The following is a 24,136-nucleotide window of genomic DNA, read 5'->3' as shown; positions in this document are numbered from 1 at the left end:
CCCACAGGTATTGCACAGTCCTCTAGGTCTGCGCTTTCCCTGTGGGAGCGGGCATGCCCGCGAATGAAGCCAACTCGGTATCAGGTCAAACCCAGTTCACCCCAGATCCGCCGCACTTCGCGGCGTTCATCGGCAAACTGCGCCGCATCGATCACCCCGGCCTGCTTTTGCAGGGCCTGGCGGTGCGAGGCCGAGCGGAACGCCTTGTACACTTCACGCAACAGCACCGCGTCACTGGCCGGCATCAACCCTGCCTGCTCCAGCTCTTCCAGAATGCGGATGTTATCGGTCCATCGAAGTATGGCCGGATGGTCGTGAGACCAGGCCAAAGCGGCGTATTGCACCATAAATTCGATATCGACGATACCGCCCGCATCCTGCTTGATATCGAACGGTACACCGGCCTCGAAGGCATTGGCCGCGGTACCGGCAGCGGTAGCCTTGGTGCCGAGGTTATCGCGCATCTTGGCGCGCATTTCGCTCACTTCGCTGCGCAGCTTTTCCAGGTCGCGGGCCTGGCCCAGCACCTTGGCGCGCACGCCTTCGAATGCAGCGCCCACCTGCTTGCAGCCCACCAGTACCCGGGCGCGCACCAGGGCCTGATGCTCCCAGGTCCAGGCTTCGTTCTGCTGGTAGCGCTCGAACGCGCCCAGCGAGCTCACCAGCAGGCCCGAGGCCCCCGACGGGCGCAGGCGCATGTCCACGTCATACAGCTGGCCCGAGTTGGTCTGGGTGGCCAGCAGGTGAATGATGCGCTGGCCCAGCCGGGTGAAGAACTGCGCACTGTCGATCGGCTTGGCGCCGTCGGTTTCGGCCTGCGGGTCGCCATCGTGGATGAATACCAGGTCCAGGTCAGAACCGTGGCCCAGCTCCAGGCCACCCACCTTGCCGTAGCCGATGATGATGAAGCCTGGGTCACACAGGCTGCCGTCGCTACGCTTGGGCTGGCCGTGGCGAGCCACGGTCTGGCGCCAGGCCAGGGCCAGCACCTGGTCGAGGATGGCTTCGGCCAGCCAGGTCAGGTAGTCGCTGACTTTCATCAACGGCAGGTTGCCGCTGATTTCCGAGGCGGCCACGCGCAGGCTGTGGGCCAGCTTGAAGTGGCGCAGCGCCTCCATTTGCTGTTCCAGGTCGTCCTCGGGAATGCGCGTCAGGCGCTCGCGCAGCTCGCTGGCCAACTCCGGCGCCAGTGGCGGGCTGAACAGGCGGCCTTCGTTGAGCAGTTCGTCGAGCAGCAGCGGGTAGCGGGCAATCTGCTCGGCAATCCACGGGCTGGCGGCGCACAGGGTCAGCAGGCGGCGCAAGGCGCCGGGGTTTTCGGTGAGCAACACCAGGTAGGCAGAACGCCGCGCTACGGCCTCGACCAGCGGCAGCACGCGCTCGAGCACCAGGTCGGGGTTGTCATGTTCCACGGCCTGGGCCAGCAACCGCGGGATAAAGGCGTCCAGGCGTTCACGTCCGATCCGTTGCATGGAGCGCAGCTGCGGGCTGGAGCGCAGCGCGGCCAGGCGCCGCAGAGCTTCGGCGGGCTGCTGGAAACCGGCCTCTTGCAGTTGGCGGCCAGCGGCATCTTCATCCTGCGCCTGCTCCCACAGCGGCGACCATTCGCCCCCCACCACCAGTTCGCCCTCGCCGTCTTCATCATCCGGGTCGGCGATCACCTGGCGGAAGTGCCAGTCAATGCGGCCACGCCAGTGCATCAGCTGGTCATGGAAGCTTTGCCAGTCGGCATAACCGAGCATGTAAGCCACCCGCGCCTGATCGGTCTCACTGTCCGGCAGCATCTGCGTCTGACGGTCGGCAATGGCCTGGATGGCGTGCTCGGCATAACGCAGGAATTCATAACCTTCGCGCAGTTCGGCAACCACGGCCGGTGGCAGGTAGCCCTGGCCTTCAAGGGTGGCCAGCACTTTCAGCAAAGGCCGCTGCTGCAAGCTGAGGTCGCGCCCGCCGTGGATCAGCTGGAAGGCCTGGGCGATGAACTCCACCTCGCGAATGCCCCCGGCACCCAGCTTGATGTTGTCGGCCATGCCCTTGCGCCGCACTTCCTGCTGGATCAGCTGCTTCATGGTGCGCAGCGCTTCGATCGCGGAAAAGTCCAGGTAACGGCGGTACACGAACGGCCGCAGCATCTCCTGCAACTGCGCACCGGCCGCCTGATCACCGGCCACCACCCGCGCCTTGATCATCGCGTAGCGTTCCCAGTCACGGCCCTGGTCCTGGTAGTACTGCTCCAGGGCATTGAAGCTGAGCACCAGCGCGCCGGCCGAGCCGTACGGGCGCAGGCGCATGTCGACACGGAACACGAAGCCGTCGACGGTGACCGGGTCCAGTGCCTTGATCAGGCGCTGGCCCAGGCGGGTGAAGAACTCCTGGTTGTCCAGCGAGCGCTTCACCCCTTCGGTTTCGCCGCCTTCGGGGAAGGCGAAGATCAGGTCGATGTCCGACGACAGGTTCAGCTCCACCGCGCCCAGCTTGCCCATCCCCAGCACCACCATGTGCTGCGGCTGGCCGCTGCGGTTGCCGACAGGCGTACCGAACTGCTGACAGTGGCGCGGGTACAGCCATTGGTAGGCTTCGTCGATGGCGGCATCGGCCAGATCGGACAGGTCGCGGCAGGTTTCGCCCAGCGCGGCCTGGCGGGTGATGTCGCGCCAGATGATGCGCATCTGCTGGCGGTTGCGCTCGCGGCGCAGGTTGCGTGCCAGCTCGTCCTCGCTCTGCGCCGCCTGGGCGGCTGCCGCGATGTGACCGCGCAGTTCGCCTGCGGCGTAACGCCGGTCCAGCTCGCCACTGGCCAGCAGGCCAAACAACATGGCCGGCTCGCGCCGGGCCAGGCCGAGCACGAAGTCGCTGGCGGCGGCAACCTGGTCGAACTGTTGCCGGTGCAGCGGGCTCCAGGCCTGCAGGTCGAGTTCCGGGTGGGCAGCCACGGCATCGCTGATGAATTGCTGGTTGCGCGCGACCAGTGGTTGCAGGGTAGCGGGCAGATCGGACGGCAAAGGTAGGCGCATGGTCTATCCTTGATCGGCGTGAAATAGAGGGGAAGAAGCGGCCAAGGGGAAGCCGGACCACGGTTGGACTGTCGTACAAAAGTTGGAAATAGCTGAAATGAACGAAAAAATGGCAACAACCATCAAGAATTACCCGCTCGCGACACAACGCCAACCAACATGAACGTTTTTCCTCACAAGCCAGCATGCGACGAAACGTCGCACAAATGTAGTTTTACTACTACCCGTGTCGTGTAAAAGCATGAAATGCGAAAGCAAATGTAGTAAAACTACACGGCGCCGGAGGACACCCCGGTAATCCAAGAATTCACGACGTCTGCCCATAAGGCCAGTCGCAACTTCAGGCAATCGATTCTGGTTGCCTTTCCGCCCTGGAGCAAGCCATGCAAGACCTCGATCCAATCGAAACCCAGGAATGGCTGGATGCCCTGGAGTCGGTCCTCGACAAAGAAGGCGAAGACCGCGCTCATTACCTGATGACCCGTATGGGCGAGCTGGCCACCCGTAGTGGCTCCCAGCTGCCGTATGCGATCACCACGCCATACCGCAACACCATCCCTGTCACCCACGAAGCACGCATGCCTGGCGACCTGTTCATGGAACGCCGCATTCGCTCGATGGTGCGTTGGAACGCCCTGGCCATGGTCATGCGTACCAACCTGAAAGACTCGGACCTGGGCGGACACATCTCCAGCTTCGCCTCCAGCGCCACCCTGTACGACATCGGCTTCAACTACTTCTTCCAGGCACCGACCGAAGAACACGGCGGCGACCTGATCTTCTTCCAGGGCCACGCCTCGCCAGGCGTCTACGCCCGTGCCTTCATGGAAGGCCGCATCAGCGAAGACCAGATGAACAACTTCCGTCAGGAAGTGGACGGCAACGGCCTGTCTTCGTACCCGCACCCATGGCTGATGCCTGACTTCTGGCAGTTCCCGACCGTATCGATGGGTCTGGGCCCGATCCAGGCCATCTACCAGGCACGCTTCATGAAGTACCTGGAAGCCCGCGGCTTCATCCCGGCCGGCAAGCAGAAGGTCTGGTGCTTCATGGGCGACGGCGAGTGCGACGAGCCGGAATCCCTGGGCGCAATCGCCCTGGCCGGCCGCGAGAAGCTGGACAACCTGATCTTCGTCATCAACTGCAACCTGCAGCGCCTCGACGGCCCGGTTCGCGGCAACGGCAAGATCATCCAGGAACTCGAAGGCGTGTTCCGTGGCGGTGGCTGGAACGTCAACAAGGTCGTCTGGGGCCGCTTCTGGGACCCACTGTTCGCCAAGGACACCAACGGTGCCCTGCAGCGCCGCATGGACGAAGTCATCGACGGCGAGTACCAGAACTACAAAGCCAAAGACGGCGCGTACGTTCGTGAGAACTTCTTCAACACCCCAGAGCTCAAGGCCATGGTCGAAGACCTGTCCGACGAAGAGATCTGGAAGCTCAACCGTGGCGGCCACGACCCGTACAAGGTCTACGCGGCGTACCACCAGGCGGTCAACCACAAGGACCAGCCTACCGTCATCCTGGCCAAGACCATCAAGGGTTACGGTACCGGTGCCGGCGAAGCCAAGAACACCGCACACAACACCAAGAAGGTCGACGTCGACAGCCTGCGTCACTTCCGTGACCGCTTCGACATCCCGGTCAAGGATGCCGACCTGGAGAACCTGCCGTTCTTCAAGCCGGAAGAAGGTTCTGCCGAAGCCAAGTACCTGGCCGAGCGCCGTGCTGCCCTCGGCGGTTTCGTGCCACAGCGCCGCGCCAAGAGCTTCAGCGTACCGACCCCGCCACTGGAAACGCTGAAAGCGATCCTGGACGGCTCGGGCGACCGCGAAATCTCCACCACCATGGCCTTCGTGCGTATTCTGGCGCAGCTGGTCAAGGACAAGGAAATCGGCCAGCGCATCGTCCCGATCATCCCGGACGAAGCCCGTACCTTCGGTATGGAAGGCATGTTCCGCCAGCTGGGCATCTACTCGTCGGTCGGCCAGCTCTACGAGCCAGTCGATAAAGACCAGGTGATGTTCTACCGCGAAGACAAGAAGGGCCAGATCCTCGAGGAAGGCATCAACGAAGCCGGCGCCATGTCGTCGTTCATCGCTGCCGGTACCTCGTACAGCTGCCACAACCAGCCGATGCTGCCGTTCTACATCTTCTACTCGATGTTCGGCTTCCAGCGCATTGGCGACCTGGCCTGGGCCGCTGGCGACAGCCGCACCCGTGGCTTCCTGATCGGCGGTACCGCCGGCCGTACCACCCTCAACGGTGAAGGCCTGCAGCACGAAGACGGTCACAGCCACATGATGGCGGGCACCATCCCGAACTGCCGCACCTATGATCCGACCTACGGCTACGAGCTGGCGGTGATCATCCAGGACGGCATGAAGAAGATGACCGAAGAGCAACAGGACATCTTCTACTACATCACCGTGATGAACGAATCCTACCAGCAGCCAGCCATGCCGGCCGGTGTCGAGGAAGGCATCATCAAGGGCATGTACCTGCTGGAAGAAGACACCCGCGAAGCCGCGCACCACGTACAGCTGATGGGCTCCGGCACCATCCTGCGCGAAGTCCGCGAAGCGGCGAAGATCCTGCGTGAAGAGTTCAACGTCGGTGCCGACGTGTGGAGCGTCACCAGCTTCAACGAACTGCGTCGCGACGGCCTGGCCGTGGAACGCGCCAACCGCCTGAAGCCTGGCCAGAAGCCACAGCAGACCTACGTCGAGCAGTGCCTGAACGGTCGCAAGGGCCCGGTCATCGCCTCCACCGACTACATGAAGCTGTTCGCCGAGCAGATTCGCCAGTGGGTACCGAGCAAAGAGTTCAAGGTCCTGGGTACCGACGGTTACGGTCGCAGCGACAGCCGCAAGAAGCTGCGTCACTTCTTCGAAGTCGACCGCCACTTCGTGGTGCTGGCTGCCCTGGAAGCCCTGGCTGACCGTGGCGAGATCGAACCAAAGGTTGTTGCAGACGCTATCGTCAAGTTCGGTATCGACCCGGACAAGCGCAACCCACTGGACTGCTGAGGAGTATTTTTAAGTGAGCGAACTCATTCGCGTACCTGACATCGGCAGCGGTGAAGGTGAAATCATCGAGCTGTTCGTCAAGGTCGGTGATCGTATCGAGGCTGACCAGAGCCTGCTGACCCTGGAGTCCGACAAGGCCTCCATGGAGATCCCGGCCCCGAAAGCCGGTGTCATCAAGGAACTGAAGGTCAAGCTGGGCGACCGCCTGAAAGAAGGCGACGAGCTGCTGGTTCTGGAAGCCGAAGGTGCCGCTGCTGCGGCCCCTGAGGCCCCGGCTGCCGCTCCGGCTCCAGCTGCTGCACCAGCGCCTGCCGCCGAAGCTGCCCCTGCGCCAGCAGCAGCGCCGGCTGCCGCCAGCGTGCAGGACATCCACGTACCGGACATCGGTTCGTCGGGCAAGGCCAAGATCATCGAAGTGCTGGTCAAGGTCGGCGACACCGTCGAAGCCGACCAGTCGCTGATTACCCTGGAGTCCGACAAGGCCTCCATGGAAATCCCGTCGCCGGCTGCCGGCGTGGTCGAGGAAGTCCTGTGCAAGCTGGAAGATGAAGTCGGCACTGGCGACCTGATCTTCAAGCTGAAAGTTGCAGGCGCTGCGCCGGCTGCCGCTCCGGCACCTGCCGCTGCTGCTGCCCCGGCCAAGGCTGAGGCTGCTCCGGCCGCCGCACCTGCCGCTGCAGCCCCGGCTGCTGCTCCTGCACCGGTTGCCACCGCACCGGCTGCCGGCAGCAATGCCAAGGTTCACGCAGGCCCGGCGGTTCGTCAGCTGGCCCGTGAATTCGGTGTTGACCTGGGCGCGGTTGCCGCGACCGGTCCGCACGGCCGCATCCTGAAAGAAGACGTGCAGGTCTACGTCAAGGCGATGATGCAGAAGGCCAAGGAAGCCCCGGCAGCCGCCGGTGCAACCGGTGGCGCCGGCATCCCGCCGATCCCTGCCGTGGACTTCAGCAAGTTCGGTGAAGTGGAAGAAGTGGCCCTGACCCGCCTGATGCAGGTCGGTGCTGCCAACCTGCACCGCAGCTGGCTGAACGTGCCGCACGTCACCCAGTTCGACTCCGCCGACATCACCGAGCTGGAAGCCTTCCGCGTTGCGCAGAAGGCCGTGGCCGAGAAGGCTGGCGTCAAGCTGACCGTGCTGCCACTGCTGCTCAAGGCCTGCGCCTTCCTGCTCAAGGAACTGCCGGACTTCAACAGCTCGCTGGCGCCAAGCGGCAAGGCCATCATCCGCAAGAAGTACGTGCACATCGGCTTTGCCGTGGACACCCCGGACGGCCTGCTGGTCCCTGTGATCAAGAACGTCGACCAGAAGAGCCTGCTGCAACTGGCTGCCGAAGCGGCTGCGCTGGCCGAAAAAGCCCGCACCAAGAAGCTGTCGGCCGACGAGATGCAAGGCGCCTGCTTCACCATCTCCAGCCTCGGCCACATTGGCGGCACCGGCTTCACGCCGATCGTCAACGCGCCGGAAGTGGCTATCCTGGGCGTCTCCAAGGCGACCATGCAGCCGGTCTGGGATGGCAAGGCCTTCCAGCCGAAGCTGATGCTGCCGCTGTCGCTGTCCTACGATCACCGTGTGATCAACGGCGCAGCCGCCGCGCGCTTCACCAAGCGCCTGGGCGATGTGCTGGCCGATATCCGCACCATGCTGCTGTAAGGCAGCACACTGCCCCTCACCGCGAGGGGCAGTACCCTTTCGAGCTGCCACGCTCGTACCTCAACCCCGTCGATTGGCGGGGCTTTTTTTTACCTGCCGATAGAGGTTTGGCGCCTGTGAAATCGAGCGCCGCCAGCGCGGCGCTCGACCGCCCAGACGCCAAAAATCTCAAGGCGATCCAAGATTTGCCGATAACCCGTCCACAGCATCACGCATGGCTGCTTGCCAGCCTCCGGGACATGATGCAACCTTGCCAGATCCGCCGCCGCCCCAAAGCCGCGTCACCTCTTCAAGCGAGTCTTCGATGAAAAGCCAACCCGATGCCACCAGCCGTGTGGTGGCCGAGGTCGTCACGCAGTTACCCGTGCCCTCGCGGCTCGGCATGCTGCGTTTCGAAAGGCTCAACGAAGCCACCTGGTCCATGCTCTACCTCGACCCGGCCTGCGAGCGCCAGTTCGGCCTGCACGCCAGCGACCTGTGCGCCCTGGTAGACGCACCCTATGCCAGCCTGATGGAGCCCGAGGCCCGCTACCGGCTGCACGACGAGATCCAGTTGCAACTGGCCCAGCGCGGCTACTACCGCGTGCGCTACACCTTGCACACGCCAGCTGCGTCGCTACGCCTGCTGGAGGCTGGTGAAGCCTACAAGCAGCACAACCGCCACCTGTTACGCGGCTACCTGAGCGTGTTCGACGAGCAGCCCGAGGATACCGGCGAGGCCGGTGCCAGCGACCTGGAGTCGCGCAACAACCGCCTGCAACTGGCACTGCAACTGAACCAGCGCGCGCAGCAGGAACAATTCGAGCACCTGGAACGGGTACGCGGCCAGCAGGACCTGATCCTGCGCCTGGCCCGTCAGCGCTACAGCGCCGGTAACTCGCTGCGGGAAGCCGCCCAGCTGATTACCCGCAGCGCCTGCGAGATCTACAAGGTCGATATTGCCAGCATCTGGCACCTGGAAGACCAGCGCCTGGAGCCGATCACCGCCTGGTACCGGGAAGCGCAGGAGCACCGCCAGCCCGAAGCCATCGATGCCAGCCGCTTCCCCGACTACCTCGACGCGCTGCACGCCAGCCGCGCCATCGACGCTCACAATGCCGGCCACGACCCGCGCACCCGCGCCCTGGCACAAAGCCTGTATCCGGAAAACAAGGCGATGCTGGATGCCAGTATTCGCGTCGATGGTCAGGTAGTCGGCGTGCTGTGCCTGGAGCAGACCGGCCAGACACGGGCCTGGCAATCGGACGAAATCGCCTTTGCCGGCGAGCTGGCCGACCAGTTCGCCCAGGTCATCACCAACCACAACCGGCGCACCGCCGCCAGCGCCCTGCACCTGTTCCAGCGTGCCGTCGAGCAGAGCGCCAACGCCTTCCTGCTGGTCAACCGCGACGGCGTGGTGGAGTACGTCAACCCCAGCTTTACCGCCATCACCCAGTACAGCACCGAGGAAGTGCAAGGCCGCCACCTGGGCGAGCTGCCGGCGCTGGAAAACCTGAGCGAGCTGCTGTTCGACTCGCCGTCGAGCCTGGCCATGGGCAACAGCTGGCAGGGCGAGTTCAAGAGCCGGCGCAAGAACCTCGAGCCCTACTGGGGCCAGTTGTCGATTTCCAAGGTCTACGGCGACAACCGTGAGCTGACCCACTATATCGGCATCTACGAAGACGTCACCCAGACCAAGCTGGCCCAGCAGCGCATCGAGCGCCTGGCCTACACCGACAACCTGACCAACCTGGGCAACCGCCCGGCGTTCATCCGTAGCCTGGACGAGCGCTTTGCCCGCGATGGCGAAAACTCGATGTGCCTGCTGCTGGTGGACATTGACAACTTCAAACGCATCAATGACAGCCTCGGCCACCAGACCGGCGACAAGCTGCTGATCAGCCTGGCCCGACGCCTGCGCAACAGCTTGCACACCGGCGGTATCCTGGCGCGCTTTGCCAGTAACGAGTTCGCCGTGCTGCTCGACGACACCAGCCTGGAAGATGGCCAGGGCGTCGCCCAGCAATTGCTGCGCACCCTCGACAAGCCGATGTTCGTCGATAACCAGCTGATCAACGTCACCGCCTCGGTGGGCCTGGCCTGCGCGCCACTGCACGGTGCCGACCCGGCGAGCCTGATGAAGAACGCCGGCCTCGCGCTGCACAAGGCCAAGGCCAACGGCAAGCACCAGGTGCAGGTGTTTACCGAAGTGCTCAATGCCGAAGCCAGCTACAAGCTGTTCGTCGAGAACAACCTGCGTCGTGCCCTGACCCAGAACGAGCTGGAGGTGTTCTACCAGCCCAAGCTGTGCCTGCGCAGCGGCCGCCTGCTGGGGCTGGAAGCACTGCTGCGCTGGAACCACCCCGAGCGCGGCATGATCCGCCCGGACCAGTTCATCAGCGTGGCGGAAGAGACCGGCCTGATCATCCCCATCGGCAAATGGGTGGTACGCCAGTCGTGCCGCATGAGCCAGCAGCTGCGCGAGGCCGGCATGGGCAACCTGCATGTGGCCATCAACCTGTCGCCCAAGCAATTCTCCGACCCGGACCTGGTGGCGTCGATCAGCACCATCCTCAAGGAAGAAGCCCTGCCCCCGCACCTGCTGGAGCTGGAACTGACCGAAGGCCTGCTGCTGGAGGCCAGCGAAGACACCCACCGCCAGCTGGATGAGCTGAAGGACCTGGGCCTGACCTTGGCCATGGACGACTTCGGCACCGGTTATTCGTCGCTGAGCTACCTGAAGAAGTTTCCGATCGACATCCTCAAGATCGACCGCAGCTTCATCAATGAAATCCCGGATAACCAGGACGACATGGAAATCACCTCGGCGGTGGTGGCCATGGCCCACAACCTCAAGCTGAAGGTGGTGGCCGAGGGGATCGAGACGCCAGAGCAGCTGGCGTTCCTGCGCCGGCACCGCTGCGACGTGGGCCAGGGCTACCTGTTCGACCGGCCGATCCCGGGGCGGGAACTGGCTGAACGGCTGAAGCGTTACCCGCGTGGTCCGGTGGCCTGACAGCCGCGTAAACCTCGGGCACTATAGAAACCATTCGGGCCCTTTCGCGGGCACGCCCGCTCCCACAGGTACCCCACAGCATTCAGACCCTGTGGTGAGCCTGTGGCCCCCATGAGTCCACCACAGCATTGAAATCCTGCGGTGATCTTGTGGGAGCGGGCATGCCCGCGAAGGCCCCAACACCTATTCAACTGACATACAGAGGAACGGCCATGGTCCTGCGTTCGGAAATCCTGGTGAACAAAAACGTCATGCCTACCGCGGAACAGGCCCTGCCTGGCCGCGAAACGCCAATGAGCCTGCCCGAGTTCCATTATGTCTTCAAAGACACGCCACTGCTTGGGCCCTTCTTCGAAGGTGCCATCGACTTCGCCATCTTCGGCCTGGGTTGCTTCTGGGGTGCCGAACGCCGCTTCTGGCAGCGTGAAGGCGTGGTCAGCACGGTGGTCGGCTACGCCGGCGGCTTCACCCCCCACCCCACCTACGAGGAAGTCTGCTCGGGCCTGACCGGCCACACCGAGGTGGTGCTGGTGGTGTTCGACAAGGACAAGGTCAGCTACCGCGAGCTGTTGGCGATGTTCTGGGAACTGCACAACCCGACCCAGGGCATGCGCCAGGGCAACGATATCGGCACCCAGTACCGCTCGGCCATCTACTGCACCAGCCCAGAACAGCTGGAACAGGCCAAGGCCAGCCGCGATGCGTTCCAGGCTGAACTGAGCAAGGCCGGCTTCGGCGAGATCACCACCGAAATCGACCAAGCACCAACCGTGTACTTCGCCGAGGCCTACCACCAGCAGTACCTGGCCAAGAACCCGGACGGCTACTGCGGTATCGGCGGTACCGGCGTGTGCCTGCCACCAAGCCTGCAGGGTAACTGACGCATGAGCACGATGACCCTGTTCCACTCGCCATTCTCACCATTCGTGCGCAAGGTGATGGTGGTGTTGCACGAGACCGGCCAGCTTGAGCGTGTGCAGCTGCAGCCGGTGAACATCAGCCCGATCAGCGGCGACCCGCAACTGAACCAGGACAACCCGATCGGCAAGATCCCGGCCCTGCGCCTGGCAGATGGCACGATACTGCACGACAGCCGGGTGATCTGCGAATACCTCGACCTGCAGCACGTCGGCCTGCCGCTGCTGCCGCGCGAAGGCTCGGCGCGCTGGCGGCGCATGACCCTTGTGTCGCAGGCTGATGCGATCATGGATGCGGCGGTGTTGTCGCGCTATGAAAGCTTCTTGCGGCCCGAGGAGAAACGCTGGGATGGCTGGTTGCAGGCGCAGGGCGACAAGATTCGCCGTAGCCTGGCCAACCTGGAGCAGGAACATTTGCCCGAGTTGATGTCCGGGTTCGACCTGGCGGCGATTGGTGTGGCCTGTGCACTGGGGTACCTGGATTTGCGTCAGCCGGAGTTCGGCTGGCGTGAGCGCCAGCCTGGGTTGGCGGCGTGGTATGCCGAGGTGGTCAAGCGGCCGTCGATGGTCGCTACCTCTCCAGTAGCCTGAAAGGCCGCCATCGCCGGCAAGCCAGCTCCCACAGGTACGGCGCACAGCGTTAGACTTGCGCGATACCTGTGGGAGCGGGCTTGCCCGCGAAAGGGCCAGTAAAGCCAGCCGAAATCAGCAGTCAGGCTTGCCAGCGGTAAACTTCTTGGCCGGGTTGACCGCCGCCTTGAACTCGCGCAGCGCTTTGGAGCCCACCAGCAGCGGGTAGTTGAAGCTGCTGCGGTCCACCAGGTTGACCTCCACGGTGCGCTTCACCTCACCCAGGCACAGCTCCAGGTCGACCACCGGGCGCTTGGAGATTTCCGGCGCATCACCTTCCTCCTCTTCGTCGGCACGGCCCTTGATCTTGCTGATGCGCGAGACCTTGTGCTCGTAAACCTTGCCGTCCGAGTCCTTGGTGGCCAGGCGGAAGCGTACCCACTCGTCGCCATCGCGGGTGAACAGTTCGATGTCCTTGGCCGACAGCGACGCAGTGAAGGCACCGGTGTCCATCTTGGCTTTCAGGGTTTCGCCCAGTTCGGGCAGGGCTATGTTCTCGTAACGGCCGTAGATCGTGGGTTCGGCGGCCATGACCGGCAGCGCCAGCAACGACAACAGGGCAAGCAGAGGTTTCACAGGCAGGCTTCCTTGAGAAGAGTCAGTGCTTAGACTGCACTGGCAGGATAGGTTCGCTGTCACAAGCCTAACCAACATAATGTGAAACATTTGTCCCTGCCGCAGGGCATTGGAAATTTGGCGTAGGCCACCGCCCTGCTTATCATTGCCAACCGTTTATCTCCCACAACAAGAGTCTTTTTATGCGTCGCCTGCTGACCGGCATCCTCACAACTACCCTGCTGCTGCTCAACACCTTGGTGTTGATCTGCCCGCTGCTGGTCTTCGCCCTGCTCAAACTGGTGCTGCCGGGGCGTGGGCGTGACTATGCCTCGTGGGCGGTGATGTGGGTGGCCGAGACCTGGTCGGAGATCGACAAGGCCATCTTTGCCTTGTGCATCCCTACCCAGTGGGATATCCGCGGCGTCGAGAACCTGCGCAAGGACACTTCGTACCTGGCCGTCAGCAACCACCAGACCTGGGTCGATATTCCGGCACTCATCGAGAGCCTCAACCGCCGTACACCGTTCTTCAAGTTCTTCCTGAAGAAGGAGCTGATCTGGGTGCCGCTGCTGGGCCTGGCCTGGTGGGGGCTGGATTACCCGTTCATGAAGCGCTACAGCAAGGCCTTCCTGGAAAAGCACCCGGAGCTCAAGGGCAAGGACCTGGAAATCACCAAGGCGGCTTGTGAACTGTTCAAGCGCCAGCCGGTGACCGTGGTGAACTACCTGGAAGGCACGCGGTTCACCGAGGCCAAGCGTCAGCAGCAGCAGTCGCCGTATCGCTACCTGCTCAAGCCCAAGGCGGGTGGCGTGGCGTTCGTGCTGGCGGCATTGGGGGAGCAGCTGGATGCCTTGCTGGACGTGACCATCGTGTACCCCGGCAACAAGGCGCCGGGGTTCTGGGACTTGCTCAATGGCAGCATCAGCCGGGTGATTATCGACATTCGCGTGCGCGAGCTGGACCCGGTGCTGTGGTCGGGGGATTACGAGAATGATCCCGAGTTCCGCCGGACCGTGCAGGCCTGGGTGAACCAGTTGTGGGTGGAGAAGGACCAGCGGATCGAGCAGCTGCGGGTGGAGATGGGCTGAGATCTTTACTGCCTGTACTGGCCTCTTCGCGGGTAAACCCGCTCCCACAGGTACTGCGCAGCACTCAATACCTGTGGGTCCCCTGTGGGAGCGGGTTTACCCGCGAAGAGGCCGGAACAGGCACTGCAAGAATCCGATTAGAACCCAGGCTAATAATCAGCATAAGGATTACTTTTTTGTCATCCCCCACCTAAGTGGATAAAAATCGACCAAAGCACAACTACAAAAATGCTCTGGATCGAACGATGGCCAACCCACCCAGCTCTACCCCCACCCAGCTCCGCCGTGTCCTCGGCCTGCCCGCCCTGGTGTTCTTCGGCCTGGTGTACATGGTCCCGCTGACCATCTTCACCACCTACGGCATCGTCACCGAGCTCACCGGTGGCCGCACTGCCGGCGCCTATATCGTCACGCTGGTGGCCATGCTGTTCACCGCCACCTCCTACAGCTTCATGGTCAAACGCTTCCCGGTCGCGGGCTCGGCGTACTCCTACACCAACATGGCCTTCGGCCCGAACATCGGCTTCCTGGCCGGTTGGTCGCTGCTGCTGGATTACCTGTTCCTGCCGATGATCAACTACCTGCTGATCGGCCTGTTCCTCAACATCGCCTTTCCGGCCATCCCCGCGTGGTCGATCGCGCTGGCCTCGATTGCCCTGGTCACGGTGCTCAACGTGGTCGGCATTCACTCGGTGGCCAAGACCAGCAACCTGATCGTTGGCGCGCAAATCATCTTCATCGTGGTGTTCGTCGCCCTGTCCTGCCAGTCTCTGGCTGGCCAGCCGCTCGACCTGCTGTCGCCGCTGCTGGGCGACGGTTCGCAGCCGGGCTTTGGCGCCCTGATGGCAGGGGCTGCGGTGCTGTGCCTGTCGTTCCTCGGCTTCGATGCTGTCTCGACCTTGGCTGAAGAATGCCGCGATGCCCGCCGCGATGTGCCACGGGCCATCATCCTCACCACCCTGTTCGCCGGTTTGCTGTTCACCGTGCTGGCCTACGTCAGCCAGCTGGTACTGCCGGGCACCGCCTTTGCCAATGCCGACGCGGCGGCCAACGAGGTGATGTTCAAGGCGGGCGGGCAGTTCCTGGCCAACTTCTTCACAGCTGCGTATGTCGCTGGCAGCCTGGGCTCGGCGCTGGCCTCGCAGGCGGCGGTGTCGCGTATTCTGTTCACCATGGGGCGCGACAAGGTGCTCCCGCAGCGCACTTTCGGCTACCTGTCACCGCGTTTTGGCACGCCGGTGTTCGCCATTTTGCTGGTTTCGGCGTTCTCGTTGCTGGCACTGGTAATCGACCTGGCGACCCTTGCCTCGCTGATCAGCTTTGGTGCGCTGGTCGCGTTTTCGACGGTGAACCTGGCGGTGGTGAAGACCCATCTGCTGGACGATGCCTCGCAGCGCAGCCTCAAAGGGCTGCTGAACTATGGCCTGGTGCCGCTGGTGGGGTTGGGGCTGACACTGTGGCTGTGGACCAGCCTGTCGGCGCTGACCTTGGTCATTGGCCTGTGCTGGTTTGCGCTGGGCCTGGCGTACCTGGCTGTGCTGACCGCCGGCTTCCGTCGCCCAGTGCGGTTGGTGGACTTCACCGAAGCTACATGACCTGAAAATTGCGCTGGCTGTGCTGGCCTCATCGCCGGCAAGCCAGCGCCCACAGGTACAGCGCCAGCTGAGGGCAACGATAACCCTGTGGGAGCCGGCTTGCCGGCGATGAGGCCGGTACTGGTGTTAGAAAATGATCAGACCGAAGGTTGGGTCAATGGCGCCGGGGCAGTCCACAAGCTGCCCAGGTTCTGCAACAACGACCCGGCAATCCCCTGCTGCCCCAGGTACTGCAGCAGCAACGGCGCAAACTGCCCGATCATCCCGGTATCCATGCCCAGCGCCTTGAACGCATTGTCCAGGTCGCTGCGGTTTTCCACATTGCTGCCCAGCGCATTGTTCAAGGCCGACTGGCTCCCGCTGTTCTGACCCAGCAACTCACCCAGGCCACTCAAACCACCCAGTGCACTGGCCCCCGCAAGCAGGTCCAGCCCCGGCACCGCCTTGGTCAATTGCCCATAGTCATCGCTGCTCAGGTTATTGCGCGCCAGCCCCAACATCGCCCCTGCCCCGCCAATGGCCTGTTCGGGGGTGATATTCAGTTGGCTGCCCAAGGTGTTGAGCAAATTGGCCTGCGCCTCGGGCGCCTGCACCTGGCCATGCTGTTGCTGGTTCTGCATGGCAGACACGGCGTTGGCGGCGTCGCTGAGGTTGAAGGCGAACACCGGGCTAGCGGCCAGGGTCATCAGGGTTGCCAGGGTGAATGCTTTCATCGGGAGGGACCTCGTCGGCCGGGATGGCCTGGGAAACGAGGAATTTGACTCAGGGTTTTGGTGTTTGTTCCGGTACAGACATCAGATGTGATGTGATCGCGGAACGAAAATCGCTGACACATCATGCAAATACACCTCGCTGGCCGGCGCCATATGGACCTATCATTTTTGCCAGTAGCGCTGTCAAAAAAGTCGTTTGATACTCATGCATGACCTTGAACTCCACAGCCGAGGGTTACCATGAGTGCTAGAAACTTAGGCCAACAATTTTTTTATATGGGCGGGCGCCCCCACAACCTGAAAACACCAACGGGAAATCGCACATTATTTCGCAACGACCAAAATGTACTTGGCGATTGGCAAGGTGACATTGAAAACCCTGTAAAGCTTTATTTGACTGACGACTCGGCAAGCGTCCTGAAAAAATCAGGCAGCACCGAACGACCTATTGCCTATACCCCATACGGAAACATGTCAAACACCCCCAGCGCAGGGACCACTCCGGGATACAACGGAGAACTTCTAATTATTGAGCTAGGGCTCTACCTACTCGGAATCGGTTATAACCGACCCTATAGCTTCCATAACATGAGATTCACCTGCCCTGACACTCTCAGCCCTTTTGATGCCGGCGGAATCAACGCTTACAGCTACTGCGGGGGTGATCCGATAAATAATATCGACCCTTCAGGCCACATGAAATTCTGGAAAGGTGTTAGAAACATTTTCGGCCGAAAAGAATCGCTCACCAAGCAAGTCGAAACTTACAACACCCAACGCATAGACAGATCCATCGCACTCAACAACCTTGAAATTTCGAGCACTTCAGGAAACCTTAAACAATTAATGGCATCAAGAAAAGAGATGCTAAATAAACGCAACAACCTCCCCAGAGTAAAAGCTCTAAGCAAGGAAGCCAAAAAATATAGAGAAAAACACTATAGCCGCGGAAATGGAGAATTCTCAGAGTTCTATAAATCACTAGATGAACAGCAGGTGGAAGTATCCAAAGTGTTTTATGCCGCACTCGATGAAATTGAGAATAGAATCAAAACCAAAATACAAAATCAAAAATTGAAAGAGCAAATAGATAGGCAAAAATATCAAGATTATCTTCAACAACGGCCTAAACGGACGAATGAAGAAGTACGTAACGTAAGAACCGACAAGCGCCATTTTCAGTGGGAGCAATAGCCTGGGTACAGCGTTTGGCCAAGGCGCTGATGGATGATGCTGAGTCGGGAATGATGCCTAAGAGATGGTGTGGCAGGGCTGACCCCATCGTCGGCAAACCAGCTCGGCGCCAGACTTAAATTTGCAACCTTCCTATTAGACCGGAACAGCCATAAAAAAGCCCCTCGATTCGAGGGGCTCTTGTCTAACGACGGTTGTTACGCCGCACCCCACATCTTGTGCGGGTCGATCACAAATTTCTTCGGCACACCTGCATCGAACTCACCGTACCCTTCCGGCGCCTGGTCCAGGTTGATCACCTGCACACCCACCACTTCGGCAATGTTGATCCGATCCCACATGATCGCCTGCATCAGCTGGCGGTTGTACTTCATGGTCGGGGTCTGGCCGGTGTGGAAGCTGTGCGATTTCGCCCAGCCCAGGCCGAAGCGGATGCTCAGCGCGCCGATCTTGGCGGCGGCATCCACCGCGCCCGGGTCTTCGGTCACGTACAGGCCCGGGATACCGATGTTGCCGGCAACGCGGGTAACCTGCATCAGCGAGTTCAGCACGGTGGCCGGCGCTTCATGCTTGGCACCTTCGTGGCCATGGCCGCGTGCCTCGAAGCCTACGGCGTCGATGGCGCAATCCACTTCCGGCTCGCCGAGGATATCGACGATCTGCTCGTGCAGCGGGGTGTCCTTGGACAGGTCGACCACTTCGAAGCCCTGGGACTTGGCGTGGGCCAGGCGAGCCTGGTTGAGGTCGCCGACGATCACGCAGGCAGCGCCCAGCAGGCGCGCCGAAGCAGCGGCGGCCAGGCCAACCGGGCCGGCACCGGCGACGTAGACGGTGCTGCCCGGGCCGACACCGGCAGTCACGGCACCGTGGTAGCCGGTCGGCAGGATGTCGGACAGGCAGGTCAGGTCACGGATTTTCTCCATGGCCTTGTCGCGCTCCGGCAGTTTCAGTAGGTTGAAGTCGGCGTACGGCACCAGCACGTATTCGGCCTGGCCGCCGGTCCAGTCGCCCATGTCGACGTAGCCGTAGGCACCGCCGGCGCGGGCCGGGTTGACGGTGAGGCAGACACCGGTGTGCATCTCTTTGCAGGAGCGGCAACGGCCACAGGCGACGTTGAAGGGTACCGAGACCAGGTCGCCGATCTGCATGCGCTCGACATCGCGGCCTTTCTCGACGATTTCACCGGTGATTTCGTGGCCCAGGACCAGGCCGACCTGGGCAGTGGTGCGGCCGCGGACCATGTGCTGGTCGGAGCCGCAGATGTTGGTGGAGACCACCTTCAGGATCACGCCATGCTCGATCTTCTTGCCGCGTGGGTCCTGCATTTTCGGGTAGTCGATCTTCTGCACCTCGACCTTGCCGGCGCCGAGATATACCACTCCACGATTGCCAGACATGCTCTTACCTCGCTTGATTTATATTTATGCAGCGGTGGTTGAACGCGCCGCCATCCGTGGGCGGCATGTGTTTCTGGAATGCAGGGAATTGTGGGCCGGATGGGCCGATATGCGCTGACTGGAAGCGACAGGGAGATGCCTTTTAGCGGCAGGGGTGTCGTTGGAAGATATGGGAGGGTAAAACAGAGGCGGTGGCCTGTTCTGGCCTCTTCGCGGCTAAAGCCGCTCCCACAGGGTTCGATGCTGGTTTCAAGAGCAGCAGTAACTGGGGGAGCGGCTTTAGCCGCGAAGAGGCCGGTACAGGTTATTAGAGAACGACCGTCCGGTTGGCGTTGAGGAACACCCGCCGCTCGATGTGATAACCGACAGCCCGCGCCAGGGTCAGGCATTCGATGTCGCGCCCTTTGGCAATCAGATCTTCCGGGTAATGGCTGTGGTCCACCACCTCGACACCCTGGGCAATGATCGGCCCTTCGTCGAGGTCGTTGTTGATGTAGTGCGCCGTGGCACCGACCATCTTCACACCCTTGTTGTACGCCTGGTGATAAGGCTTGGCACCCTTGAACCCTGGCAGCAACGAGTGGTGAATGTTGATCGCCCAGCCATCCAGGCGCCGGCACAGCTCGGGCGACAGCACCTGCATGTAACGCGCAAGAATCACCAGCTCGGCGCCAGTTTCCTCGATCACCTGCAGTACCTTGCGCTCTTGCCCAGGCTTGTCCTTGGGGTCGAGGGCGAAGTGGTAGTAAGGGATCTTGTGCCAGTGCGCGAGGGGTTCGAGATCGGGGTGGTTGGACACCACCGCGACCACGTCCATGGCCAGTTGACCAATACGCTGGCGATACAGCAGGTCGTTCAGACAGTGGTCGGCCTTGGACACCATGATCACCACCTTGGGTCGGTGATTCGGTGCAGTCAGTTCGAACGCCATGCCGAACGCTTCGCTGCGCTCGGCAAGGCCGGCACGAAAGCCGGCTTCGTCGAAATCGTCCGGCTGGCGGAACTCCACGCGAATGAAGAAACGCCCCGACTGCCGGTCATCGAAGGAGTGGTGCTCCGTCACGTAGCAGCGCTGCTCGAAGAGGTAACGCGTCACCACGTCGACGGTGCCGAGCATACTCGGGCAGTCGGCGGTGAGAATCCAGGTATCCGGTGCCCGACTCATGTTCTGTTCTCCTTAAGCCTCGATGCTCAGGCCGTACTCGGCCGAAGCGTCCTGCAGCCACAGCCACCAGTAGTCGGCGAAGCTGCGGCGAATCACCAGCTCCCAGGTGTCTTCGGCGGTACGGCGGATCACCAGTTGCGACTTGGCGAACACGGTGCCGACAGCCTTGCCCACCGGGAAGTTGTTCGGGTGAACATCATAGCTGGTGGACTTCATCAGCACTTCGCGCACGTTCGGGCCGCGCAGCTCCAGCAGGCTCTGCCCGCCGCTGACATTGACCACCTGGATGTGCTGGCCTTCGAGGGCCGCGCGCAGCTTCTGCTCGACGGCAAACTCCTGGCCCCCCGGGACGATCAGCAGCCACTCGTCCGGCCCCATCCATTGCAGCGACATTTCGTTGTTGGCGACCACGGTCAGCGCCACTGGCAGCTCCAGGCCCAGGGCCTTGTGCACGCCGGCGGCGAAGTCCGGGTTGTGGCCGTCGCCACGGATGGTCAGGTGGCCGAGGAACTTGCGTTCACGCAGGGTCACACCTGCGTTCTTGCGGCCTTTGCCAACCAGGCTGGCCAGGTCGGCGTGGTGCAGTGGCGACTGGGCCTTGGCCTCGGCGCCGGGGTTTTGCTGGAAGACGTTGATAGCGCTCATTTCTTACCTGCCTTGAATTCTGTTGATCGCGAAGACCTGAGGTAGAACCTGTAGTCACAGACTGAGGAGACCCAGTGTGGGAGCGGGTTTACCCGCGAAGAGGGCGGTGAATTCACCATCGCATTCGCGGGTGAACCCGCTCCCACAGAGGTCGCATTCCAATCAGAGCTACCGGTGAAGCCTCAAACGTTCTGCCGCTCACCCTTCGGATCGAAGAACACCGAAGACACGATCTCCGCCTCGATCACACTGCCATCCGCCTGTGGCGAGTACACGCGCTCGCCCATGCGCTTGAGGCCGCCTTTGACCACACCCATGGCGAACGAGTAGCCCAGGGAGTTGGACGCATAGCTGGAGGTGACGTGGCCAACCATGTCCATCGGGATCGGTTGCTTCGGATCGAACACCAGCTGGGCGCCTTCGGGCAGCCACTTGGTCGGGTCGACCGGTTTCAGTCCTACCAGCTGCTTGCGGTTCTCGCGCACGCAGTCTTCGCGGTTCATGCCACGCAGGCCGATCCACGAGTACGGCTTGTTGCGGCCCACGCACCAGCTCATGTTCAGGTCGTCCGGGGTCATCGAGCCGTCGGTGTCCTGGCCAACGATGATGAAGCCCTTCTCGGCACGCAGTACGTGCATGGTCTCGGTGCCGTACGGGGTCAGGTTGTACTTCTTGCCTGCCTCGATGATCTGTTCCAGCACGCCCATGGCGTAGTTGGCCTGCACGTTGACTTCGTACGACAGCTCGCCGGTGAACGAGATACGGAACACCCGGGCCGGTACGCCGCCGACGTTGCCCTCCTTCCAGGTCATGAACGGGAAGGCTTCCTTGTCCATGTCGATGTCGGTCAGCTCGCTGAGCAGCTTGCGGCTGTTCGGGCCGGACAGGGTCATGGTGGCCCAGTGGTCGGTGACCGAGGTGAAGTACACCTTCAGTTCCGGCCACTCGGTCTGGTGGTACAGCTCCATCCACTGCAGCACGCGGGCGGCGCCACCAGTGGTGGTGGTCATGATGAAGTGGTTGTCGCCGACGCAGGCGGTTACGCCGTCGTCGAAGACCATGCCGTCTTCCTTGCACATCAGGCCATAGCGGGCCTTGCCCACGTCGAGCTTGGTCCAGGCGTTGGTGTAGATGCGGTTGAGGAACTCACGCGCATCCGGGCCCTGGATGTCGATCTTGCCCAGGGTCGAGGCGTCCAGCAGGCCCACGCTGTCGCGCACGGCCTTGCATTCACGGGCCACGGCGGCGTGGATGTCTTCACCGGCTTTCGGGAAGTACCATGGGCGCTTCCACTGGCCGACATCTTCGAACTCGGCGCCGTTCTTCACGTGCCAGGCATGCAGGGCGGTGAAGCGCACGGGCTCGAACAGGTGGCCACAGTGACGGCCGGCTACCGCGCCGAAGGTCACCGGCGTGTAGTTCGGGCGGAACATGGTGGTGCCCATTTCCGGGATGGTGATGCCGATCGAACGGGCGGCAATGGCCAGGCCGTTGATGTTGCCCAGTTTGCCCTGGTCGGTACCGAAGCCCAGCGCGGTGTAGCGTTTCACGTGCTCGACCGACTCGAAGCCTTCGCGGGTGGCCAGTTCGATGGCGGCTGCGGTGACGTCGTTCTGCTGGTCAACGAACTGCTTGGGTGCACGGGCAGTGCCTTTGTCGTGCGGCACCTGGAACAGCGCCACGGTGGCCTCTTCCTTGCGCGCAACGGTTTTCGGCAGGCTGCCAACGGTGGCCTTGAAGCCCGCTTCGGTGGCTGCGCGAACGCCGCCTTCGAAGCCATCGGCGATCACGTCGCCCAGGGCGTAGACGCCGTTGATGCCACCCACGCATTCGCGTTTCTGCGGAGCATCGCCCGGCACGAAACCGAGGATGTCTTCACGCCATACCGGACGACCGCCCAGGTGCGAAGCCAGGTGCACGATCGGGCTGTAACCGCCGGAGGTGGCGATCAGGTCGCACTCGAGGGTTTCGCCAGGGCTGGTGACCTTGTGTGCCTGCACGTCGATGGCGGCCACACGGGCGCCGGTAACATGCTTGCTGCCCTTGGCCTCGATCACGGCGCTGGAGGTGAGGATGCGGATGCCTTTGGCACGTGCTTCTTCAACCAGCGAGCCACGCGGGTTGTGGCGGGCGTCGGCGATGGCGACCACTTGCAGGCCGGCGTCGTGCCAGTCCAGCGCGGCGCGGTAGGCGTGGTCGTTGTTGGTCGACAGCACCAGCTTGCGGCCCGGGGCCACGCCGTAACGGCGTACGTAGGTGGACACGGCACCAGCCAGCATGTTGCCCGGCACGTCGTTGTTGCCATACACCAGCGGGCGCTCGTGGGCGCCGGCAGCCAGCACTACGCGCTTGGCACGCACGCGGTGCACGCGGTGGCGAACCTGGCCGATCGGGGCGCGGTCGCCGAGGTGGTCGGTGAGGCGCTCGTGGATGGTCAGGAAGTTATGGTCGTGGTAGCCGTTGACCGTGGCACGTGGCAGCAGGGTCACTTCCGGCAGGCTTTCCAGCTCTTTGACCACGGCGTTGACCCAATCGGTAGCAGGCTTGCCGTCGAGGGTTTCGCGGGTGTCGAGCAGGCTGCCGCCGAACTCTTCCTGCTCGTCAGCCAGGATCACGCGGGCACCGCTGCGGGCAGCGGCCAGTGCGGCGGCCAGGCCAGCAGGGCCGGCGCCGACGATCAGCACGTCGCAGTGCTGGTTCATGTAGTCGTAGCTGTCCGGGTCGTTCTGCAGCGGCGCGCGGCCAAGGCCGGCGGCTTTGCGGATGTACTTCTCGTAAGTCATCCAGAACGATTTCGGGTACATGAAGGTTTTGTAGTAGAAGCCCGGCGGCATCATGCTGCCGCCCACCTTGCCCAGGATGCCCATGACGTCGTTGTTGACGTTCGGCCAGCCGTTGGTGCTGGTGGCTACAAGACCTGCGTACAGCGCCTGCTGGGTGGCACGCACGTTGGGGATCTGGGTGGCTTCGCTGGAGCCGATCTGCAGGATGGCGTTCGGCTCTTCGGTACCGGCGGCGATGATGCCGCGTGGACGCGAATACTTGAAGCTGCGGCCGACGATGTCGACGCCGTTGGCCAGCAACGCGGCGGCCAGGCTGTCACCGGCATAACCCTGGTAGGTCTTGCCGTTGAAGCTGAAGTTCAGGACCTTGCTGCGGTCGATACGGCCGCCGCTGGCGAGGCGATAGGTCTGGCTCATACTTTTTCCCCTTGGCCTTTGACGGTCGACGCGGCGCTGCTTTGCTTGCCGCTGGCGGTCACTTGCGGCTTCTCGCCAATCTTGTAGGTTTCCAGAATTTCGTAGGTCACGGTGTCACGGGTGACGTTGAAGTACTGGCGGCAGCCGGCAACGTGGTCCCACAGTTCGTGGTGAATACCGCGTGGGTTGTCACGGTAGAACATGTAGGTACCCCACTCCTCGTCGGAGCAGGCGTTAGGGTCCAACGGGCGGGCGATGTGCGCCTGGCCAGAGGCGTGGAACTCTTCTTCGGAGCGCAGCTCGCCGCAGTGGGGACAGAAAATATGCAACATGACGGTGTCTCCG

Annotated in this window: 16 protein-coding genes; 8 read left to right on the top strand and 8 right to left on the bottom strand. The window is 62.4% G+C overall.

Translation table 11 applies throughout. The annotated features are described in order from the left end of the window. Positions 1–80: 80 nt before the first annotated feature. Positions 81–3,014, bottom strand: a complete 2,934-nt coding sequence (gene glnE, locus A4C63_RS21790; RefSeq protein ID WP_063914529.1) for a bifunctional [glutamate--ammonia ligase]-adenylyl-L-tyrosine phosphorylase/[glutamate--ammonia-ligase] adenylyltransferase — start codon at positions 3,012–3,014, stop codon at positions 81–83. A 383-nt stretch (positions 3,015–3,397) separates the two neighbouring features. Between glnE and aceE the strand changes: the two genes are divergently transcribed. From aceE to A4C63_RS21765, 5 genes are all read left to right on the top strand, one after another. Next, a complete protein-coding gene (gene aceE / locus A4C63_RS21785) occupies positions 3,398–6,043 on the top strand; it encodes a pyruvate dehydrogenase (acetyl-transferring), homodimeric type (RefSeq protein ID WP_046614465.1) in 2,646 nt (881 codons plus the stop codon). 13 nt (positions 6,044–6,056) lie between these two features. After that, positions 6,057–7,694 (top strand): dihydrolipoyllysine-residue acetyltransferase, encoded by a 1,638-nt coding sequence (gene aceF / locus A4C63_RS21780; protein ID WP_063914528.1) that lies wholly within the window; start codon positions 6,057–6,059, stop codon positions 7,692–7,694. Positions 7,695–7,998: 304 nt separating this feature from the next. Then, positions 7,999–10,689: a bifunctional diguanylate cyclase/phosphodiesterase gene (locus tag A4C63_RS21775; RefSeq protein ID WP_063914527.1), complete on the top strand. Its 2,691-nt coding sequence runs from the start codon at positions 7,999–8,001 to the stop codon at positions 10,687–10,689. Positions 10,690–10,901: 212 nt separating this feature from the next. Continuing rightward, entirely contained in the window at positions 10,902–11,570 is a 669-nt protein-coding gene (gene msrA / locus A4C63_RS21770; RefSeq protein WP_003255654.1) for a peptide-methionine (S)-S-oxide reductase MsrA, read from the top strand. Between the two features lie 3 nt (positions 11,571–11,573). Then, complete coding sequence (locus A4C63_RS21765; RefSeq protein WP_063914526.1) at positions 11,574–12,197, top strand: glutathione S-transferase; 624 nt, start codon at positions 11,574–11,576, stop codon at positions 12,195–12,197. 114 nt (positions 12,198–12,311) lie between these two features. On the opposite strand, the gene A4C63_RS21760 is transcribed toward A4C63_RS21765, so the two are convergent. Then, a complete protein-coding gene (locus tag A4C63_RS21760; RefSeq protein WP_063914525.1) occupies positions 12,312–12,812 on the bottom strand; it encodes an ATP-dependent zinc protease in 501 nt (166 codons plus the stop codon). Positions 12,813–12,994: 182 nt separating this feature from the next. Here A4C63_RS21760 and A4C63_RS21755 point away from each other — a divergent pair, with 182 nt between their 5' ends. Beyond that, complete coding sequence (locus tag A4C63_RS21755) at positions 12,995–13,882, top strand: acyltransferase (RefSeq protein WP_063914524.1); 888 nt, start codon at positions 12,995–12,997, stop codon at positions 13,880–13,882. 245 nt (positions 13,883–14,127) lie between these two features. Then, positions 14,128–15,477, top strand: coding sequence for an APC family permease (locus tag A4C63_RS21750; protein WP_063914523.1), 1,350 nt, complete (start codon positions 14,128–14,130; stop codon positions 15,475–15,477). 137 nt (positions 15,478–15,614) lie between these two features. Here the strand turns inward: A4C63_RS21750 and A4C63_RS21745 are convergent, their stop codons facing one another. After that, a complete protein-coding gene (locus A4C63_RS21745) occupies positions 15,615–16,190 on the bottom strand; it encodes a DUF2780 domain-containing protein (protein ID WP_063914522.1) in 576 nt (191 codons plus the stop codon). Between the two features lie 240 nt (positions 16,191–16,430). On the opposite strand from A4C63_RS21745, the gene A4C63_RS26025 reads away from it, so the two are divergent. Beyond that, entirely contained in the window at positions 16,431–17,384 is a 954-nt protein-coding gene (locus tag A4C63_RS26025; RefSeq protein ID WP_082888392.1) for an RHS repeat-associated core domain-containing protein, read from the top strand. 197 nt (positions 17,385–17,581) lie between these two features. Here A4C63_RS26025 and fdhA read toward each other — a convergent pair whose 3' ends face one another. From fdhA to A4C63_RS21715, 5 genes are all read right to left on the bottom strand, one after another. Continuing rightward, positions 17,582–18,781: a formaldehyde dehydrogenase, glutathione-independent gene (gene fdhA, locus A4C63_RS21735; protein WP_039613198.1), complete on the bottom strand. Its 1,200-nt coding sequence runs from the start codon at positions 18,779–18,781 to the stop codon at positions 17,582–17,584. A 307-nt stretch (positions 18,782–19,088) separates the two neighbouring features. Then, positions 19,089–19,946 (bottom strand): formyltetrahydrofolate deformylase, encoded by an 858-nt coding sequence (gene purU, locus A4C63_RS21730; protein WP_025337397.1) that lies wholly within the window; start codon positions 19,944–19,946, stop codon positions 19,089–19,091. A 12-nt stretch (positions 19,947–19,958) separates the two neighbouring features. Then, complete coding sequence (locus A4C63_RS21725) at positions 19,959–20,591, bottom strand: sarcosine oxidase subunit gamma (RefSeq protein ID WP_063914520.1); 633 nt, start codon at positions 20,589–20,591, stop codon at positions 19,959–19,961. A gap of 182 nt (positions 20,592–20,773) precedes the next feature. Next, positions 20,774–23,791: a sarcosine oxidase subunit alpha gene (locus tag A4C63_RS21720; RefSeq protein ID WP_063914519.1), complete on the bottom strand. Its 3,018-nt coding sequence runs from the start codon at positions 23,789–23,791 to the stop codon at positions 20,774–20,776. Further along, positions 23,788–24,123, bottom strand: coding sequence for a sarcosine oxidase subunit delta (locus A4C63_RS21715; RefSeq protein ID WP_039613194.1), 336 nt, complete (start codon positions 24,121–24,123; stop codon positions 23,788–23,790). The genes A4C63_RS21720 and A4C63_RS21715 overlap by 4 nt, the downstream gene beginning before the upstream one ends. Between the last annotated feature and the right edge of the window lie 13 nt (positions 24,124–24,136).

Origin of the sequence: Pseudomonas sp. p21 (assembly GCF_001642705.1) — a bacterium.
In the GTDB taxonomy this organism is placed as follows: domain Bacteria; phylum Pseudomonadota; class Gammaproteobacteria; order Pseudomonadales; family Pseudomonadaceae; genus Aquipseudomonas.
The sequence above is the reverse complement of the archived record's forward strand: the minus strand, read 5'-3'. Positions and strand labels throughout refer to the sequence as shown.

Excerpts from the sequence above, each read along its gene's own strand:
- fdhA (WP_039613198.1), bottom strand. The coding sequence starts at position 18,781 with ATGTCTGGCAATCGTGGAGTGGTATATCTCGGCGCCGGCAAGGTCGAG.
- aceE (WP_046614465.1), top strand. The coding sequence starts at position 3,398 with ATGCAAGACCTCGATCCAATCGAAACCCAGGAATGGCTGGATGCCCTG.
- A4C63_RS26025 (WP_082888392.1), top strand. The coding sequence starts at position 16,431 with ATGAGTGCTAGAAACTTAGGCCAACAATTTTTTTATATGGGCGGGCGC.
- A4C63_RS21745 (WP_063914522.1), bottom strand. The coding sequence starts at position 16,190 with ATGAAAGCATTCACCCTGGCAACCCTGATGACCCTGGCCGCTAGCCCG.
- glnE (WP_063914529.1), bottom strand. The coding sequence starts at position 3,014 with ATGCGCCTACCTTTGCCGTCCGATCTGCCCGCTACCCTGCAACCACTG.
- A4C63_RS21725 (WP_063914520.1), bottom strand. The coding sequence starts at position 20,591 with ATGAGCGCTATCAACGTCTTCCAGCAAAACCCCGGCGCCGAGGCCAAG.
- purU (WP_025337397.1), bottom strand. The coding sequence starts at position 19,946 with ATGAGTCGGGCACCGGATACCTGGATTCTCACCGCCGACTGCCCGAGT.
- A4C63_RS21765 (WP_063914526.1), top strand. The coding sequence starts at position 11,574 with ATGAGCACGATGACCCTGTTCCACTCGCCATTCTCACCATTCGTGCGC.
- msrA (WP_003255654.1), top strand. The coding sequence starts at position 10,902 with ATGGTCCTGCGTTCGGAAATCCTGGTGAACAAAAACGTCATGCCTACC.
- A4C63_RS21715 (WP_039613194.1), bottom strand. The coding sequence starts at position 24,123 with ATGTTGCATATTTTCTGTCCCCACTGCGGCGAGCTGCGCTCCGAAGAA.
- A4C63_RS21775 (WP_063914527.1), top strand. The coding sequence starts at position 7,999 with ATGAAAAGCCAACCCGATGCCACCAGCCGTGTGGTGGCCGAGGTCGTC.
- A4C63_RS21755 (WP_063914524.1), top strand. The coding sequence starts at position 12,995 with ATGCGTCGCCTGCTGACCGGCATCCTCACAACTACCCTGCTGCTGCTC.
- A4C63_RS21750 (WP_063914523.1), top strand. The coding sequence starts at position 14,128 with ATGGCCAACCCACCCAGCTCTACCCCCACCCAGCTCCGCCGTGTCCTC.
- A4C63_RS21720 (WP_063914519.1), bottom strand. The coding sequence starts at position 23,791 with ATGAGCCAGACCTATCGCCTCGCCAGCGGCGGCCGTATCGACCGCAGC.